Genomic DNA, 20,786 nt, shown 5'->3' with positions numbered 1-20,786 from the left:
GTACTCAACCTATCAACGGGTGGTACAGCGACCTCTGATGTTGACTACGACGCGACGTACCTTGTTGCTGATGGCAATGGTGGCTACCGTGAAATCACGGCTGATGAATTGAAGATCACAGCAGGGGAAACTGAGCTCAAAGTTTACCTTCAAGTAAAAGACGATGCGGTGACGGAGAACTCTGAAAGCGTTGAGCTGATTGCATCGACGACCAGCGGTAAAGTCACTGGCACCAAGGCCGACAGCGCGACAGCAAATATCCTTGATGACCAAGCAAATGGTGTCGACAAAGACGCAACTGCAGCACTGACAGTCAGTGCTTCAGGCGATGTCACCGAAGGTGATGACAGTTACCTTGAGTACACGATCAGCCTCAGTGAGCCTGTGAGTGAAGATGTCGTACTTAACCTATCAACGGGTGGCACAGCGACTTCTGATGTTGACTACGACGCTACGTACCTTGTTGCTGACGGCAATGGTGGTTACCGCGAAATCACGGCTGATGAATTGAAGATCGCGGCAGGGGAAACTGAGCTCAAAGTCTACCTTCAAGTAAAAGACGATGCGGTGACTGAGAGCGCTGAAAGTGTTCAACTGACCGCATCGACGACCAGCGGTAAAGTCACTGGTACTCAGACTGACAGCGCGACAGCGAACATACTTGATGACCAAGCAAATGGCGTCGACGAAGACGCAACCGCAGAGTTGACGGTGAGTGCGGGAGCCGATGTCACCGAAGGTGATAACAGTTACCTTGAGTACACGATCAGCCTCAGCGAGTCAGTGAGTGAAGATGTCGTACTGAACCTATCGACCGGTGGTACAGCGACCTCTGATGTTGACTATGGCGCCACGTATCTTGTTGCTGACGGTAATGGTGGATACCGTGAAATCACGGCCGATGAATTGAAGATCACAGCAGGGGAAACGGAGCTCAAAGTTTATCTTCAAGTAAAAGACGATGCGGTGACGGAGAACTCTGAAAGCGTTGAACTGACGGCATCGACGACCAGCGGTAAAGTCACTGGCACTAAGGCCGACAGCGCGACAGCGAACATCCTTGATGACCAAGCGAATAGTGTTGACGAAGACGCAACTGCAGCACTGGCCGTCAGTGCTGCAGGCGATGTCATAGAAGGTGATGACAGTTACCTTGAGTACACGATCAGCCTCAGCGAGCCAGTCAGTGAAGATGTCGTACTCAACCTATCGACCGATGGTACTGCGACTTCTGATGTTGACTACGACGCCACATACCTTGTTGCTGACGGCAATGGTGGTTATCGTGAAATCACGGCTGATGAATTGAAGATCGCGGCAGGGGAAACTGAGCTCAAAGTCTACCTTCAAGTAAAAGACGATGCGGTGACTGAGAGTACTGAAAGTGTTGAACTGACTGCATCAACGACCAGCGGTAAAGTCACCGGCACTAAGTCCGACAGTGCGACAGCGAACATCCTTGATGACCAAGCGAATAGTGTTGACGAAGATGCAACCGCAGAGCTGACTGTGAGTGCGGGCGGCGATGTCATAGAAGGTGATGACAGTTACCTTGAGTACACTATCAGCCTCAGTGAACCAGTCAGTGAAGATGTCGTACTGAACCTATCGACCGATGGTACTGCGACTTCTGATGTTGACTACGACGCCACATACCTTGTTGCTGACGGTAATGGTGGCTACCGTGAAATCACGGCCGATGAATTGATGATCGCTGCAGGGGAAACGGAGCTTAAAGTTTACCTTCAAGTAAAAGACGATGCGGTGACGGAGAACTCTGAAAGCGTTGAGCTGACCGCATCGACGACCAGCGGTAAAGTCACTGGCACCAAGTCTGACAGCGCGACTGCGAACATCCTTGATGACCAAGCAAACGGTGTTGACGAAGATGCAACCGCAGAGCTGACGGTGAGTGCGGGCAGCGATGTCATAGAAGGTGATGACAGTTACCTTGAGTACACGATCAGCCTCAGTGAACCAGTCAGTGAAGATGTCGTACTTAACCTATCGACCGGTGGTACAGCGACTTCTGATGTCGACTACGATGCCACGTACCTTGTTGCTAATGGCAATGGTGGCTACCGTGAAATTACGGCCGATGAATTGAAGATCGCGGCAGGGGAAACTGAGCTCAAAGTCTACCTTCAAGTGAAAGACGATAGCCTTATCGAAGACAAGGAGTCCGTTACACTTAATGTCGAAACAGCTTCGGCATTGATTACTGGTGATCGTACTGATAGTGCGACGGCTCATATTCATGATGAAGACAACCCTCCTAAATCTGAGGATTTCACTGTCGAAGTGTCTAGTGGAAATCGCACTCAGGTTATCTTTGATCACGAAAGTGAAGAGAAAGACCATATCTCTGACGAAGAAGATGATGCAGAAAATGAGCAGCTCCACGTTGTGATCACTGAACTACCTGAGCATGGGACGCTTTTCCACAATGGTGTAGAGATTAAAGAAGCCGATCTTTATCAAGGTGAAGGCGATACGACATACACCAAGTTTGACCCCGATCTCATTGAATATCAGCCAAATAGTTATTCAGAAGGCTTCTCACTTGGCATTAATAGTGATGCCGATACTCAACCTTTAGGTCAACCGGATAGCGGCTCGAGTACATCTGATTTTTATAACTGGGGAGAAAAGGTAAACGCGAATACGCGCGAGCTTAGGTTGGATGGTAGTGACATTGTCACTATTCGCAGTGAAGGCGGAAAACTTACTCAATATAGTGGTGATGAAAGCGCAAATCATGTCGGTTATGGTCTTGGTGTGGGTGGCAAGCAGGGTGTCAACGAAGGCGAAAAGCTCATTATTGAATTTGATAGCCGACCTGCAGACAGCGTAACTCTTGGCCTTGATGGATTGGGTGGTTACTTTGAAAAAGAATTAGGTAATGCCAATGAGTCGAGTGTCGTTATCACCGTGAACTACGAAGGTGGTAGCAAAACATTTGAATTTCAAAAAGAATCTTCGGGCAATAGTGACCTGTTCCATTCTTTAACGATTCCATCTGAAGGGTTTGACCTTCCTGAAAATGTTGAAATCACCAGTATAGAATTGACTACAGAAGGTAAGGGAAATTGGGAGCTTCGCTCAGTTGAAACGAGCTTGAGTGATAGCTTTGATTATCGAGCGCTAGACAGCGATGGCAACTTTAGTGATGTCTCGACTGTTACGTTTGAAGAGACAAACCAAGCTCCAGACGCACAAAACGATCCAGTAGGCTTTGAGGTTAAGCTAGGTTCATTCAACGAAGGCTCATGGACGTCTCAAGGTGCAACTATCAGTGCAAATTATGCCGGTGAAACGAGGCTTGTTACTGAGGACGGAGATAAGCGTGGTGTGGCTGGCCATGAAAATGGTGGTGAAGAGGCTCAGCTACAGTTTAATCGTGAAACGGGTCAGTCTGAGCAGTTCGTAATTGATCTCGATAAACCAGCGACTGAGTTCAGCTTTACGGTTTCAAATTTATACAAAGATGAAGGTGATCAAGCCGGAAACCATGAGCAAGGTAAGTGGGTGGCTTACCTTAACGGTGTCGCCGTTGCGAGCGATACCTTTGTGGCAAACGATGGAAACCACAAAGGAGAGTACACGGTTGACCTAACTAAAGGTGGGAAACCTATTGCTTTTGATAAAATCGTCTTTGAAGCAACTGATTTTGTTGATGTTCCTGCAAAAGGCAACGACTCATCAGATTACTTTGTTACTGGATTCCAAGCTTCTAGTGAAGGGGCATATGCGGTCAACCAGGGTGGTGTGCTTGAAATTCCAGTATCAGAACTCCTTGCCAATGACTCGGATTTAGATGGTGATAGCATCCGTATTACCTATGTATATGGCGAGTCACAAGGCGAAGCTTACATCAAAGATGGGGTTGTTTACTTTGATTTAAATGACGAATTTGTCGGACAGACCGATTTTCAATACCAGATAACGGATGACAGAGGTGGGTTTGATACCGCATCAGTGAGCGTTATTGTAAATCCAGAGCCAGTAAAAGTGGTGGTTGAAAGCATTGATTTGTTATCGAACCAAGTTGTTGAAGGTGACAAATTAGCATTTAAAGTCAGCCTAGATTCAGGTGCTCTTGAAGAGACGCGCCTAGATATTGAGTTTGGACAGCTAGGTGATGACGCCAGTGAAAATGATGTCAATCTTACTGATGTCGTGTTCACCAACGGTGTTAAGTATGACAAAGATGCAGGTGAACTCATTATTCCAGTTGGCGTGAAAGACTTTACAGTGCTGATTCCAACCGTTGTTGATGGCGTACACGAACTTGATGAAGGCTACAGTATAAAAGTCGGTGATGTATCGAGCAGTGGCACTATTGTCAATGCTGAGGCTTTGAACCTGAGTGTCACTAGTTTAGGCGACGTTGCTGAAGGTTCTAAAGCAGTATTTTCAGTTGCTCTAACCAACCCATCGAGTGAGGATATCAATATCTCGCTAAACCTAGCACTTGATGGTTCTGAAAACTCAGCAGAAGTTGAAGATTTTAAAGCCCTTTCTGAATTGTTTACTGCGTATTATCTAGATCCACAACCAACTGGTGATGATCTGCGAGTTGAAGTTCCCGTAACTATTGATTCGATGACAGGTAAACCTATCGTTGAAATACCAGCAGGCGCATCGGAAATTTTCATTGAAGTGTCAACGCAAGATGACGTGGTGTTTGAAGGTAGTGAAGACTTCACATTAGTCGTAACCGATGAAAGTGGCTATGTAGCGAATAATTTTGATTCTGCTCACTCGAGCATTGTCGATGATGGAACCGATCCCGATATTGATGGTCCTCAAACTGGTAACGACGATCGTCCAATTGTCGAGAGTATTTCTAGCTTTGACGTCGAAGAGGGATCCGTAGGACAATTCATCGTCGAGCTATCCAATACAAGTGAATCAGAAACTACAGTGGCAATGTCTCTTAATGACGATTCAGCAAAAGGTGGTGAAGACTTTAATATCTCAAGTGTCACTGTCGTATTTGGTAGTGGCGATGATAAACAAGTTGATACTGTCGAAGTCATTGATGGCAAATTTGTTGTTACAGTGCCAGAGGGTTTGGGTTCTTTTGCAGTTGAAGTAGCAACAATACAAGACGAGCATTCTGACAACTTAGAGCAATTTAGTTTATCTGGAAAAACCTCTTACCAAGAACAAGCTGAGTCAGGGATTGCAACAATCCTAGATAATGAGGCGCCGCTTGTTGACTTAAATGGTGCCCAGAGTGGTGTTGGTTACAGTTCAAGTTACGTAGAAGGTGACGAAGCTCGACTTGCAACTATTGATGCTGATGTTTTTGACGACAAAGACACCATTCGAACAATGACAATCACTCTGACTAACCCAAAAGAAGGTGATGACCTTACTTGGGACGAAAACAGTGTGTTTACAGTTAATAAAGCGATGATTGACGGAGAGGTCGTTCTGCAAATCACGCATCCTTCGGGAGATGTTTCTGCAGCTGAGTTTGAATCATTCTTGCAATCGACTCGTTTTATTAACACTAGCGATACCCCTGACGAAGAAGAGCGTGTTATTGAAGTGCTTGTTTCAGATGGTATTAACATTTCTGCACCGGCGATAGTTTCAGTTGCAGTCACGCAAGAAGAAGAGCTTTCGCTACAAAACGTTGTAGGCCTTGAAGATAAGTTTATTGATCTTGGTATTGTCATTAATGATGCTGAAACCTCAGTTACAACTGTAGAGTTAAGTGGTATTCCGCAAGGTTCTACTATCGAAATTGATGGACAAGCATTCGTGGTTAATAGTGCTGATGCAATCGTCGTTAGCATTGACGACATTAGCTCCGTGAAAGTCAAAGCTCCGGAGCATAGTGACGTTAACTTTGATATTTCAGTTGTTGCGAAAGACGACAGCAATAATATCGTAGAGACGGGCAGCATAAGCGTTGACGTTCATCCCGATGCAGATAAGCCGATACTAAACATTGGCGGTTTTGCACAAGTAGCGGCGATTGACTTTGAAGATGTCACCATTAAGTCAGGCTCATGGGATAGCGATATTGAGATCAATAAAGTAGAGGGTGCTGGCACAGTTGGCCAATGGTTTACTTCAAACCCTGGTCAACATGTTGAAGTTGGAACCGAAGGTACATACCTGCCAGGTAATTCAACAAACCAAGTAATGGAAATTGAAGGCGAGGTGGGAGACAAGATTCTATACACCGATATGGACCTTGTTGCCGGACGTTTTTACAACTTTGAATTTGATATTGCGGCCAGAACGAATAAGGCACATACGTCTGATATGTCGGTGACTCTAATTAAGTTGGATGATCAGGGTAATCCGAGTGATGGTAGTGAAGTAGAGCTCTACGACTTCGACCCGACGACTCATGGTTGGTATCAAGGTGAATCGATCACGCTCCCAGTCGAGGAGTCAGGTAAGTATCGCTTATTGTTTGAAGCCGATGAAGCCGACTCGACAGGCGCCATCATGGATAATATCAAGTTCACGGCAGTAGATAACTTGGGGTACGAAGACTCGTTCATTAAGCTCAGTGAAATAGACGCATCACTTCAAGATAGCTTGGACCAATCCGAAAGTTTGAAAGTCGAGTTAACAGGGATTCCCGTCGGCTCAGTACTTAAAGACGGTGAAGGTGACAGTGCAAATATCTATGTTGTTACACAAGAGAACAAAGACAATCGCATAGACGTTACGGGATGGGATTTGTCTAACCTACAAGTCAAAGCGCAAGATGCTGGGGTATTTGCCATTACTGTTATTGCGACTTCAACTGAGCGTGATACCAACAAAGATGATGAACATGGCGATCATAGTGATGTTGGCGGCAGTTTAACGGCTGAGACCACCGCTAGTATTAATGTCGAAGTTATCGATAAGCTTGATTTTGTTGCTGGCGACGACATGATTGATTCCGTTGCTTACCGCGCAGGGCATGGCGACGTTAACTGGCAGCAGAGCGCGGCGTATTCCAACGCCGGTAGGCCTGAGCAAAATGGGTTGTATGACTACGATCCAGATACTGGTATTAGTATTGATGTAGGGAATGGTAACGATAAAGTCTTCTTAGGTGATGGCGATGACACCATTTACTTGGGCGAAAGCCATGTTCAAGAGCAAGATGGTGACATTCCAGAAAATGAGTTTGCATCAGTCTTAGATGATTTTGCTAACACAGCTCTTAATAACCTTACCTATACTGCTAACGATCAAGATCAGGCATTGAAGGCTGAGATACAAAGCAAACCTGGTTTGGATATAGGTCATGGTGGCGCCGGAGATGATGTTATCTTTGGTGAAGAAGGTTCTGACATAGTGTTCGGAGGAACAGGGCATGATATCTTAGATGGCGGAGAGGGCTCCGATGCTGTGCGAGGTGGGTCTGGTAATGACGTACTTATTGGAGGCTCGGGTGATGATATTCTAATCGGTGATGATGGCGAGGATATCTTCAAGTTCATCGATGACGGCTCAGGTATTCGTGATGGCGAGATAGATACAATCAAGGACTTCACGAAAGGTGAGGACAAGATTGATATCTCTGACTTACTTCATACTGACGACACAGACTCGATTGATAGTTTGCTTGCAAATAACGAGATTGGTCTTGAAGCAGATGGTGATAACTTGATTCTGACCATATCTGAATCTGATGGCTCAGCAAGTCAAAAAGTTGTGATTGAAGGCGGCTCTAGCCAATACAGTGAATTCTTAAGTGATGGTTCTTTATCATCGGCAGATGGTAGCGCCATTCTTAACGATCTACTGAAAATCAACAACGATATGCGTTAGTCGATTTAAGGAAGGGGCGAGTATGCTCCTTCCGCTCAGGAGCACCAACTAAAAAGGTCTAGCAAATGCTAGACCTTTTATTATTGAGTAGAACAAGGCAACTAACTCTTAGGTAGGGTTGTGAAAATCGTCCATTCTTTCTTAACTTCGCCCTTGTAACCCACAACTGTTGCGGTTACTCGTCGGTTTAACGCATGGCTTGTTTCATCGGTACCGGTTGATGCGAGCACGGTGTCGCCGTAACCAACAATGGTGACACGATTTGGACTAATGCCGTTTTGTAGCAATACGCGTCGTACATTTTCAGCGCGACGTTTAGACAAATCTAAGTTGTGTTCGGCAGTACCAGTTCGACTTGCGTAACCTTGAAGTTCAATTGAAGTACTCGGGTACTCTTCCAAGAACTCAGATAGTTCGCTAAGTTGCTGAGTGAAAACAGGGTTGATCTCATCCGAGTCATTAGCAAACAATACTCGAATCTGCATTTCTTGCGATGTTTTTAGATACTCACCACAGCCATCATTATCAATCTCTGAACCCTGTGGTGTTCCAGGGCACAAATCTCGCGCATTAATTACGCCATCACGGTCATCGTCCAGCAAATCAGCAATTTGATCTGAAGTCGGGGTTTCAATGTACTCGTACTCATCACCGGTTTCGGTATTGGAATTCGAACTGCACGCTGAAATTAGGCAAGCCATGAAAAAAATAGGTATTACTTTCATATTAATACTCCACTTTCTCTAGCCACTCTTGCGGAATATCGACTCGCAAAGAGTTAAGCAGTTGTCCAGTCGCATTCATCACGCGGTATTTTGCGTATTGTTCTGCGTACTTGGCGTCCAAATAATCCTTACGAGCTTCGAACAACTCATTTTCAGTGTTGAGCAAATCAAGTAGGGTTCGTTTACCGATGCGGTATTGCTTTTCATAAGCAATAACGGTTTGAGCTGCTGAATCCACGTGGTCAGAAAGGAACTCTTTTTGTTGCAGTGTCAAATCCAAAGCACTCCAAGAGAGTCTTAAACCTTCTTCAACGTTTTTATAAGCAGAAGAGCGCAAATCCTTGGCTTTGTTGAGTTGATAAGCAAAGTTTTCTGAGTTCGCTGCGTCACTACCGCCGTTGTAAAGGTTGTACCTTAGTCTAAGCATTGCGAGAGTTTCGTCGCTGCGTCCTTCGATTCCATCAGCATCGTCACGCCATGTCTGCGAAGCTTCGACAGAAAGGGTGGGATAGTTGACCCCTTTGGACTGTTTGTATTGAAACTTAGCAGAGTCAACATCAGCCACAGCGACCTTGATGACTGGATGCTGATCAAATGCAACACCGACGGCTTCATCTACTGTATATGGGATAAAATTAGAATCTGCGCGAGGGAAGATCAGCCCTTGAGGGGTCTGTCCCACAAGTCGCGTAAACTGGGTGTGGGTATCATAGAGGTTGTTTTGTGCCGCCGCTAAATTGCCATGCGCTTTCGCAAGACGAGCTTCTACTTGCGTCAGATCTGCGGTTGAACCGATACCAGAATTCACACGCTTTTTGATGTCAGAGTAGATGCGTTTGTGAACCGCAAGGTTGTTCTCTGACAACGTCAGTATCTCATACGCTTTCACAGCTTCTAGATAGACGTTGGTGACTTCCAGTGCTTTGTCTGATGCATCGGCAAGCAGTTGATAGCGCAATGACTCAGCATCCGCTGCCGTGCGGTCGATGTCATTGAGAGTAGCAGAGCCATCCCATATCAACTGTGTCAACGTTACCGCTGCTTCTTTACGAGTTAAGTCTGTGTCTCCACGGCCTACACTGTCGGCAGGGTCAATGCCTTCATACCCGATACCAGCGTCTAAGTCGATTTGTGGTAAATAAGCACCTGATGAAGACTCGTTCACATAACGACTACTGGTAAATTCGTTAAATGCCGCTTTCAAATCAGGGTTCGTTTTAAGCGTTAAAGCCACAGCCTGTTCCAAAGTTTGGCCGAAAATAGGGAATGACACTATTAGGCTACTGCAGCACGCTATACTTAGTCGGCTCCACTTCACGGCGGTTCTCCCAGATAAATCCATTCAATTTTGTCGCTCTCAAAATTGAGACTTGTCGACATTAAACAGCTATTTTGAACGCAAAGGCTCAACTTGCTGTTATCCCTAGGCTTTTGAGGTAAATCCTCAGTTTGACCCCTTATAACACCGTAGCATATATGACAAAGTTTGCTTATGTTTCGAATGATTATGCTGAAAAAAATGTCTGATTTTTTAAGATCATAGCAATTTTTAGAGTTGTCATCTTGAAGTGATGTCAATTTCCCGCCCCTAGGAAATGCACAGCCGCAATGCCGAAAACCCAAGCAATAAATACGTTTATTTTGACTAAACTATAGTCGTAAATGAAAGGGTGACAAACTTTTGACGCTGCAGCGTTCGAGTCGAGGTATTTATGGATAATGCAACCTTGCGCTCATTAATGGGCCAGATCGTAGTTATCGGATTGGATGGTAACTTAAGAGAGTTGGGACAGGGCGAAAGCCCAGCTCAGGGTGAAGTAGTAATTAACGAGTTATCAGCGAGTTCGGAGCCTACCATACAGGTCGTTTCTCAAGAAAACTCGGAACCAGTCAACATCACAGAGGATGTCGCGAGTGTCTTCGAAGCCATCGAACAGGGTAATGACCCAACGCAATTAGGGGAAGAGTTTGAACCAGCTGCAGGTGAAAGTGACGGTTCTAGCCCTCAAGCGACAGGCGTCATAGACCGGACGGGGGCTGAACGCCTTGCTGCGACGGACTTTGAAACTATCGGTCTTGAATCTCTAGGTCTGTCTGAAACACAAATTTTGTCCCTGCTAGAACTTTATTTTGGAGGCTTTTTCTCACAACCGAGTCAAATTGCTGACGTCATTATCCAAGACATATCTAGCCCAACGGTGAACGAAGATGAAGACGTAAACTTTGATGTCACTCTTGATGCGCCAACAAGCGACGAGACCGAGTTAGTGTTTTCTTTGGATGATGGCAGTGCGTCAGGTGGACAAGAAGACAGTGGCGCTGATTTCCTCAATAACATCGTGACGATTACTTTTGAAGATGGCACAGAGCAGGAAGTGAGTGTCGATGAAAATGGTGATTTCATTATTGTTGTACCAAGCGAGACGACCACTTTTACTGTCACTGTACAAACGTTTAATGATGAACTTCTAGAAGGTGATGAAACTTTCACTCTCAGTGGTTCAACGCCAAATCAACAAGATCCCGTCACTGGCACAGCAACCATCAGCGATGATGGGGATGGTCCGGGAGAGAATCCTGATGATGATCGCCCTACTGTGCTTTCTATCTCAGATGTCACCGTTAATGAGGGAGAGCCTGCGGTTTTTGAGGTCGTCTTAAGCAATCAAAGTGAATCTGAAACGTCTGTCACTCTTACACTTGCCGACGGCAGTGCAACAGGAGGGAGTGACTTCGATAACACATCTGTTTTGGTTACCTTCTCAGACGGTACGTCGCAATCTGTAAGTGTTGCAGAGGACGGCTCTTTCACAGTGATGGTTCCTGCAAATGATACTGACTTTTCTATCACGGTCGTAACGAACAATGATGAAATACTTGAAGGGGATGAAACGTTTACGCTCACTGCAAGTACACCTACTCAAGAAGAGCCCGCAGAAGGAACAGCAACCATAAGCGATGATGGTGATGGTCCTGGACAAAATCCAGACGATGATCGACCTAATGTTGCATCTATTACGAATACAACAGTAAATGAGGGCGAGGCGGCTACGCTCGTCGTAAATCTCAGTAACCCGAGTACAACGAGCACTGTACTCACCATGCAACTTGCAGGTGATACTGCGACAAGTGGTGTGGATTTTTCGGACACAACCGTCACGATCACGTTTTCAGATAATACCAGCGAAGTCGTGTTACTGAATCCGGACGGTACATTTGAGGTAAATGTACCCGAAAATACAACGACTTTCAGTGTTACGGTCGATACCTTCAACGACGATATTTTGGAAGGTGCGGAGACTTTCACCCTGACTGGTACAACATCGACACAAAGCACACCAGCACAAGGCACGGGTACTATTGTTGATGATGGTAGCGGTCCGGGCCCAGATCCAGATGACGACCGTCCAGTTGTTGCTGCAATTAGCAGCGCGACAGTTAATGAAGGTGATCCTGCGACATTAGATGTCACACTAAGCAATCCAAGTACGACCGATACGGTTGTGAGTATGACGCTTGCTGATGGTACAGCAGATGGTGGAGTGGACTACACAGACACCTCTGTGACTATCACTTACGCAGATAACTCAACGCAAGTGGTTGCCGTGAATCCAGATGGTACGTTCGATGTGACTGTGCCTGCGAACGACACCATTTATAGTGTTACTGTTAATACGACCGATGATGATGTCTTTGAAGGTCCTGAAACTTTCACGTTATCAGGTTCCACTTCAACTCAAAATACTCCAGCACAAGGCACAGGTACTATTGTCGATGACGGTAGTGGTCCGGGGCCTGAGCCAGATGATGACCGTCCAGTTGTTGCTTCAATTAGCAGCGCGACAGTCAATGAAGGTGATCTAGCCACATTAGATGTCACCCTTAGCAATCCAAGCACGACCGACACAGTTGTAAGCATGACACTCGCTGATGGAACTGCTGATGGCGGTGTGGACTACACAGACACCTCGGTCACTATCACTTACGCAGATAACTCAACGCAAGTTGTGGCTGTGAATTCAGACGGCACTTTTGACGTTACCGTACCTGCGAATGACACGACTTACAGCGTTACAGTGAATACCACCGAGGATGCTGTATTTGAAGGCCCAGAAACCTTTACGCTGTCTGGTGCAACATCGACTCAAAATACTCCGGTACAAGGAACAGGCACAATTGTTGACGACGGTAGTGGCCCAGGTCCTGAGCCAGATGATGACCGTCCAGTGGTTGCTGCAATTAGCAGCGCGACAGTCAATGAAGGTGACCCAGTGACATTGGACGTTACCCTGAGCAATCCGAGCACGACAGACACCGTTGTGAGTATGACGCTTGCTGATGGCACAGCCGACGGAGGTGTGGACTACACCGAAACCTCAGTCATCATTACTTATGCGGATAACTCAACCCAAGTGGTGGCTGTGAATCCCGACGGTACATTCGATGTGAACGTGCCAGCTAATGATACCTCTTACAGCGTGACCGTAAACACCACCAGTGACGATGTATTTGAAGGCCCAGAAACCTTCACATTGTCAGGTTCCACTTCAACTCAAAATACCCCAGCACAAGGTACAGGTACCATTGTCGATGATGGCAGCGGCCCGGGGCCTGACCCAGATGATGACCGTCCAGTTGTTGCTTCAATTAGCAACGCGACAGTCAATGAAGGAGATCCAGCCACATTAGATGTCATGTTAAGTAACCCAAGTACTACGGACACAGTTGTGAGTATGACGCTTGCTGATGGCACAGCAGATGGTGGCGTTGATTACACCGACACCTCAGTCATCATTACTTATGCGGACAATTCAACGCAAGTGGTAGCTGTGAATCCTGATGGTACCTTTGATGTTACTGTACCTGCGAACGACACCTCTTATAGCGTTACTGTGAATACTACCAATGACGATGTCTTCGAAGGTCCTGAGACCTTCACATTGTCCGGCGCAACATCAACTCAAAATACTCCGGCACAAGGCACAGGTACCATTGTTGATGATGGTAGCGGTCCGGGCCCAGATCCAGATGACGATCGTCCAGTCGTCGCGTCAATTAGCAACGCGACAGTCAACGAAGGTGATCCTGCTACGTTGGATGTAACACTAAGTAATCCGAGTACGACCGACACAGTTGTGAGCATGACACTTGCTGATGGTACTGCCGACGGTGGCGTGGACTACACTGATACGTCAGTGACCATCACCTATGCAGATAACTCAACCCAAGTGGTTGCAGTAAATCCGGATGGCACATTCGATGTGACTGTGCCAGCGAACGATACAACTTACAGCGTTACGGTGAATACCACCGGTGATGATGTGTTCGAGGGGCCTGAAACCTTTACGCTGTCCGGCGCAACATCGACTCAAAATACTCCCGCGCAAGGCACGGGTACGATTGTTGATGATGGCAGTGGTCCGGGGCCTGAGCCAGATGACGATCGTCCAGTTGTTGCTTCAATTAGCAACGCGACAGTCAATGAGGGTGACCCTGCCACATTAGATGTCACGTTGAGCAACCCAAGTACGACAGACACTGTTGTGAGTATGACACTTGCTGACGGCACTGCTGACGGTGGCGTGGATTATACCGATACCTCAGTCACCATCACCTACGCAGACAACTCACCACAAGTTGTGGTTGTGAATCCTGATGGTACATTCGACGTTACCGTACCTGCGAATGATACGACCTACAGCGTTACTGTAAACACCATCAATGATACTGATTTTGAGAGTTCCGAAACCTTCACGCTTGCTGGGGCAACCTCTACCCAAAATACGCCAGTGCAAGGTACTGGTACGATTTTAGATAACGATGCGCCTCCGGCCATCGGCAATGTGGTTGATGCGATTGTTTCTGAAGAAGGGTTACCTGATGGTATCGCCGATACTATGGGAACTCCTTCAGACTCCACGAACTCGGCGAGTTTTGTTGGTTCATTCACAGTCAGTGATCCTGATACGACGAACGTCAGTGTTGTACTTTCCGGCCCCAATGGACTGGCATCTGGAGGTGAACCTGTTACTTGGTCTTGGAACGCCAATACTCAAACACTCACCGCATCGACGGCAAGTATTGCGAGTGTAGCAACAGTCGTGTTGACAGAACCAAATGCGGCAGGGCAAGGAACATGGGGTTACACCATCACACTCTTAGAGCCACTCGATCACCCAGTTAATGACGTCGAAGATTTGATCGACTTTGATTTGCAGATCTCAGTGAGTGATGGTCAAACCACGAGCTCCCAAAGTATGAACGTGGTTGTCGAGGATGACTGTCCACATGTTCCAACGTCTTCTCAAGCCGTAGATGTGTCGCTGGCAGATATACCGGAAATTCTCACTGGCAATATTAGTTTTGTGGGTAATGAATCCGATGCATTCAGCCGAACTTTCGGAGATGTCGAAGTGACTGCCTTGGGATTTTTGTCTAATGAGTCTACCGATCTTGGCGCCGCAGAGATTAATCAAACTTCATCAGGTATTGGTGTGAAAAGTGTCGGTAATAACGGTTATCCGCTTGCTAATGAGGTGGATTATCGTTTTGCCAATGATACCGGTGTCTCAGAACAACTGATCATCGACTTGGGCGACAAGATTGCCTTTGGTGCTGAGATCGAATTCGAGAAGATGTTTGGTGGGGAGCTAGAAGAAGGTCTTGCGTCTTTCTATCGCGATGGTGTTTTGATAGCACAGCAAGCCTTTAACTCTGATGCGGCAAGTGGTGATTATGCGGCTAACTTCAGTGTTCAACAGGGTGGTTTTGATAAGGTTATTCTTGAAGCCACAGGTAATGGTAACGGGCCAAACACCGCAGACAACAGTGACTTTACCGTCAAATCTATCACCTTTACTGGGGCTGACTCCGCCATTCCAATTGCAACAGCAGAGGGGAATTTAGGCGCACTCTATGGTGCTGATGGCCCAGGAAGTATCGTTCTTAATGGTGCAGAGAGTGGTCTAGAAACACTTGATGGCGAGGCGATTAGTGTTGGGATTGATCCTCAAAACCCAAACAGATTAGTCGGTGAAGCGAACGGCGAGTTGGCGTTTGAAGTTCAATTAACGCCAAGCACCGGGAAGTGGGAATTCTTCCAGTACGTACCTTTGACCTCTCCAAGTGGTGATGGTGATATCGACTTCAGTTACACGATTACCGATAACGATGGTGACAGTAAAGCGGGGAATTTTGCGGTTAATCCATATGCGCCTCCGATTGTTGAAGGCGTCACGCTTAATGTTTCTGAAGAGGGTTTGGGTAATGCCATTGCCGATGACTTCGCGCTGAATGGTTTTATGGACACGACAGACTCAACGTTAGATATGGATCAGTTAACACTTGGTCAAACGGTTGACTCGGTCGCACTGAATGTCCCAACTGCGAACCTAACCAGTAACGGTGAGGCAATCACATGGGCCTTGTCCAACAATGACCAATTGCTTGTTGGTTCAGCGGATGGAGAAGAGGTCATTAAGATCTCGGTTAATGATACGGGGGCAATCTCTTCTGAACTTCTTGGTCCAATAGATCACCCAGATATTTCTGGCGAGGACTCTCTAAACATTGAGGTTCCTGTCGTTGTCTCGAATGCACTTGGCTTGACGAACTCTGCGATAGCAAATGTTGTTATTGAAGATGATTCACCTGATTCGACATCCATTGTTCATGATGTGGTCGCGGAAACAAAAGAGAGCGCTAACGTTCAATTGATTATGGATGTTTCAGGCTCGATGCGTACGGGTAATCGCCTTCAAATAATGAAGGACTCGGCAACTCAGTTATTAAATCAGTACGAATCAATTGGCCAAACTCGAGTTCAAATCATCAAATACAGCGGTTCGGCAACAACGTACGCTATTGCTGGGGCAACATGGTTAACCGTAGATGAAGCGAAAGCGTACATTGATACACTTACTGCTGGCGGTGCAACCAACTACAATCGCGCAATTAATGAAGCGAAGGACTCTTGGGATGATGCGGGTAAATTACCTAGTGCATCAAACGTGAGCTACTTCTTATCTGATGGTCAACCAAATCCAGCCTCATCATTCATCAACGATGCTCGTGAGAACAGTTGGATAGATCACTTGACCGATTCTGATAATCAGATCACGGCGCTGGCTTATGGTATGGGCGTGAACCTGATGCCTGATCAGTTAGACCGTGTTGCTTACGATGGTTTCTTGAACCAAGACCTTGATGGTGTAGTCGTGCCTGACGTCACTCAACTGCCTCCAGTTATGTTGCAGTCCGTGATTCAACCTGTTGGCGGTAACCTCATGTACACCACATCACCAGATACAGGTATTGGTGCAGATGGTGGTTACATCAGCGAAATAGAACATGACGGTGTCACTTATTCATTTGATGGCACAGACCTGACGGTTGTAGACAACAACAATGACATCTCACATGCGTTTGATGATATCACGATGTTGCTCACTATCTACATCGACAGTAAGCACACGTTGGAAGTCGATTTGAATGATGGCGCGTATGCCTTCTATGGTGCGGTAGGTGACACAGTAGAAACGTTAGACTTCGATTACGTGCTTACCGATAACGATGGTGACCAATCTGAAAATACACTTCAGTTTGTGATTGACGAAAATGGTGGTGTAAACGCTGCGAGCGGTGGTGCTGCGAACATCATTGAAGCGGAAGTGGATGTAAGCCATGACATTTTAATTGGTAATGACAACGAAGCGGACATATTTAGATGGGTTAATGACTCACTAGATTCCGGAACGGACTTGGTACGTGGCTTTGAACGAGACCTCGACATTCTCGATCTAAACCAAGTTGTCGAAGATGCAGGGCATAACACCATTGAAGAGCTGCTCAATAGTATCGACCTAAATGTTGACGGCGAAGATCTATCGCTTGAAATTACCCACAACGAGGGTAACTCCATTCAAACTATCGTCATTGAAAAAGGAGCTTCCGAGTTTAGCGATTTGATCATCGGAAATATGGACTTTGAAAGAGATGTCTTATCGGCTCTCACGAAAGTTAATTTAGATTCATAATAAAAAAGGGCCAACAGGCCCTTTTTCTTTGCTTCAATTCTTTATCGTTGGCTTTGACTAAGCCCGATTATAGAACCTTACACGCAAATCCTTTTAGGTAGAAACCTTCTGGGTAGGCCGTATCCGTTGGGTGGTCGGCTGCTTGTTCAAAGCGCTCTACAAACTTAACTTGGCGGTTTGCATCTACTGCGGCGTCAGCAATGATTTTTTGGAACAGAACTTGGTCCATTAAGCCTGAGCAAGAGTAGGTCAGTAGTGTGCCACCCGGGTTTAGTATTTGCATCGCCAACATGTTGATGTCTTTGTAGCCACGACATGCACCGTTTAGCTGTGCTTTGCTTTCTGCAAACTTCGGTGGGTCCATGATCACAACATCGAACTTCGTACCTTGGTCACGGTATTCGCGTAGCAGTTTGAACACGTCTGCGTTTAGGAACACAGCACGCTTTTTCGAGATATCAAACTCGTTCAGCTCTGCGTTGAATTTTGCAGTGTCTAAAGCAGGTTGTGATACGTCTGCGTTGATAACGCGTTTTGCGCCGCCTTTTAGTGCGTACAGACCAAAACCGCCGGTGTACGAGAAACAGTTCAGAACTTCTTTGTCTTTCACGTACTTCATCGCTTGTTGGCGGCTGTCACGTTGGTCTAGGTAGAAACCCGTTTTATGACCACCAACGATGTCTACGCTGATTTTTACGCCGTTCTCTTCAATCACCACTGATTTTGGTGGCTCTTCACCGTGCAGTACGCCAGTGGTTTCTTTCAAACCTTCTTTCTTACGTACCGCGACGTCTGAACGCTCGTAAACGTTGCAGTCTGGGAAACACTCAACCAAAGCATCAACAATCGCTTGCTTGTTGTATTCTGCGCCTGCACTTAGAAGCTGGCACACAAAGAAGTTTTGGTAACGGTCGATGGTAACGCCAGGCATACCATCAGACTCAGCTGCGATAAGACGGTAGCCAGTTAGGCCATCGCGCTCGATAATGTCTTCACGAAGAAGCTGAGCGTTGTTGAAACGCTTAACGAAGAAGGCTTTGTTGATTTCTTCTTTTTCAAAACTCCAGATACGAGCACGAATTTGAGAAGCTGGAGAATATGCCGCTTTAGCTAGCCATTTTCCGTCGTGAGTGAATACATCAACGGTTTCGCCAAGAGCAGGTTCGCCCTCAACTTTACTGATGCCTCGAGAGAAGATCCAAGGGTGCTTACGCTTAACCGATTTCTCACGACCTTTAACCAAATAGATAGCAGCTGTCATTTCTTTAGCTCTTGTTGAATTTTGAAAGGGGCGTATTGTCCGGGATGTTGCCCGCAAAAGCAATATCCATCGACAATCCAATCATTTGTAGAGGCTTTAATTATAAACTGATGAGTGGAGTTACGGCTGGGTTTTCCAGATACAAAAAAGGGCCACCGAAGTGACCCTAGTTATTCGTTTAAGCGATTAAGCCTTCAAGCCAGTCAGTAGCGACTCCATGGTGTCACTTTGAGCTCGAAGCTGCTCGACGTTTTGCGACGTTGTGCTGATCATCGTACATACATTGTTTGCTTGTATACGGATCTCTTCAACGCTTGATGCGATATTGTCTGCCACCACGCCTTGCTCCTCAGCTGCTGTCGCAATTTGAATGCTGCTGTCTGAGATAGTTTGGTTCTTGTCTGCTAGTGAGCCGATTTCGTGGTTCACTTCAGCCATCAGAGTTTGGCCTTCGTTCGCATTGTGAACCGTGACTTCCATCAGTTTAGTCAGTGATTGGCTGTTACGTTGTAGCGCTTCAATCATTGCTTGAATCTCAACTGTCGCTTGTTGAGTGCGGCCTGCAAGAGCACGGACTTCATCAGCAACAACCGCAAAGCCACGACCTTGTTCGCCTGCACGAGCCGCTTCAATTGCAGCGTTCAAGGCAAGTAGGTTAGTTTGCTCAGAGATACCGTTGATGGTTGTCACCACTTCATCGATCTGCGCCGCGTTTGCATCTAACTCTTCAACTGCTTGAGATGCCGATTGGATCTCAGTAGAAAGGTTCGAGATAGAGTGAAGGGTATTTTCCACTTTCACCTGACCTGATTGCGCGACGCTGCGAGCATCATCAGTTTGTGTGCTTGAGTCATGAGCCAACGTTGCCACTTCACGAATCGTGGAAGCCATCTGTTCTGTTGCACTTGCCAACGAGTTAAGGTGCTCTTGTTGAGTATTTGAGATCTCAGAGCTGTTGTGAATCGAAAGGTTAAGGTCAGAGCTGATTTGCTGCATCAGCGCTACGGATTCTTGAATCGACTGAACCATCTTTTGTTCGCGATCCGCTACTTTGTCGATAGTAATCGCGATTTCGCTGAACTCATCACGAACACGGAAGAAATTCATACGCGCTGTTAGATCACCATCTGCCAGCGTGTTGAGCGCTTTGTTCATCGTAAACATCGCACCACCGATGAAAGTCATGATGTAGTAAACACCAATCGCGATGATGAACAGAGTCACAAGAATAATACTGACTTGCGCTGTAGAAAGTGCAGTCCATAAAGACTGTTCATGGTTTGCAACTAGGCTAAATGCGCCATTCAATACAGAAACAGAGTCTGGGCCAGTACCAAGGGTAATTGTCTCTGAGCCAGCAATAAGGTTTGCAACTTGAGATTGCGAAAGGTTGCCAGCCTCAATAAGTCCCTTCATTAACATCAACTCTTCCTGATACAGACCAGAAATCATAGCGTCAGCGGCACTATTCAGGACTAAAGTGAGAATGACTAATGCAAGAAGAGGAAGGAAGAAGAGCAAATAGAACTTTTCTTGAATTTTTAAATGGATGAGATACTTATCAATCCAACGGAAGGGAATTTCTTTCATAATTATTATAACCATATAAAAACCCACTATCCTTAGTGGGGTAAATAGACGCAATTAATATATCACTCAAATATAGGGAGCGGTATACGGATGGTACTAAAGTGTGAGAAGTTTCTGATAGTAGGTCATGTACAAGGGGTAGGATTTCGATACCACACATCGCATCAAGGATTGAAGCTCGGTCTAACGGGGTATGCGAAGAACTTAAACAACGGAGATGTTGAAGTGATTGCCTGTGGCACTGAAGAGCAAATTGCCGCGTTTTCGAAGTGGTTGGAGGAAGGTCCGCGGACAGCGAGTGTGGACAGTGTCACTCAGGAAAGTGTGTCTTACAAACCTTTCCGCGGATTTAAGATCTTATAGCTTTATAAGCTGTCA

7 protein-coding genes are annotated in these 20,786 nt (G+C 46.2%); 3 read left to right on the top strand and 4 right to left on the bottom strand.

All coding sequences use genetic code 11. The features are described from left to right. Positions 1-7,797, top strand: a 7,797-nt coding sequence (locus KIT90_RS05880; RefSeq protein WP_285375839.1) for a Calx-beta domain-containing protein, incomplete at its 5' end; no start/stop codon positions are given. Positions 7,798-7,898: 101 nt separating this feature from the next. Here the strand turns inward: KIT90_RS05880 and KIT90_RS05875 are convergent. Together KIT90_RS05875 and KIT90_RS05870 are read right to left on the bottom strand one after the other, a co-directional pair. Further along, positions 7,899-8,522, bottom strand: coding sequence for an OmpA family protein (locus tag KIT90_RS05875; RefSeq protein ID WP_020197448.1), 624 nt, complete (start codon positions 8,520-8,522; stop codon positions 7,899-7,901). A 1-nt stretch (position 8,523) separates the two neighbouring features. Continuing rightward, the gene (locus tag KIT90_RS05870; protein ID WP_102778412.1) at positions 8,524-9,864 is read right to left on the bottom strand and encodes a TolC family outer membrane protein; all 1,341 of its coding nucleotides are present in this window, start codon (positions 9,862-9,864) and stop codon (positions 8,524-8,526) included. Between the two features lie 370 nt (positions 9,865-10,234). On the opposite strand from KIT90_RS05870, the gene KIT90_RS05865 reads away from it, so the two are divergent. Next, positions 10,235-17,557, top strand: a complete 7,323-nt coding sequence (locus tag KIT90_RS05865; protein WP_285375838.1) for a Calx-beta domain-containing protein — start codon at positions 10,235-10,237, stop codon at positions 17,555-17,557. Between the two features lie 67 nt (positions 17,558-17,624). On the opposite strand, the gene KIT90_RS05860 is transcribed toward KIT90_RS05865, so the two are convergent. Together KIT90_RS05860 and KIT90_RS05855 are read right to left on the bottom strand one after the other, a co-directional pair. Continuing rightward, the gene (locus tag KIT90_RS05860) at positions 17,625-18,818 is read right to left on the bottom strand and encodes a class I SAM-dependent methyltransferase (RefSeq protein ID WP_010647923.1); all 1,194 of its coding nucleotides are present in this window, start codon (positions 18,816-18,818) and stop codon (positions 17,625-17,627) included. A 186-nt stretch (positions 18,819-19,004) separates the two neighbouring features. Next, the gene (locus KIT90_RS05855) at positions 19,005-20,408 is read right to left on the bottom strand and encodes a methyl-accepting chemotaxis protein (protein WP_009706143.1); all 1,404 of its coding nucleotides are present in this window, start codon (positions 20,406-20,408) and stop codon (positions 19,005-19,007) included. 90 nt (positions 20,409-20,498) lie between these two features. Here KIT90_RS05855 and yccX point away from each other — a divergent pair, with 90 nt between their 5' ends. Then, complete coding sequence (gene yccX, locus KIT90_RS05850) at positions 20,499-20,771, top strand: acylphosphatase (protein ID WP_033007078.1); 273 nt, start codon at positions 20,499-20,501, stop codon at positions 20,769-20,771. Positions 20,772-20,786: the final 15 nt, after the last annotated feature.

It is taken from the genome of Vibrio sp. B172a (assembly GCF_030248355.1).
Classification (GTDB): domain Bacteria; phylum Pseudomonadota; class Gammaproteobacteria; order Enterobacterales; family Vibrionaceae; genus Vibrio; species Vibrio owensii.
Note: the sequence above shows the minus strand (reverse complement) of the source record. Positions and strands in the feature narration are given on the sequence as shown.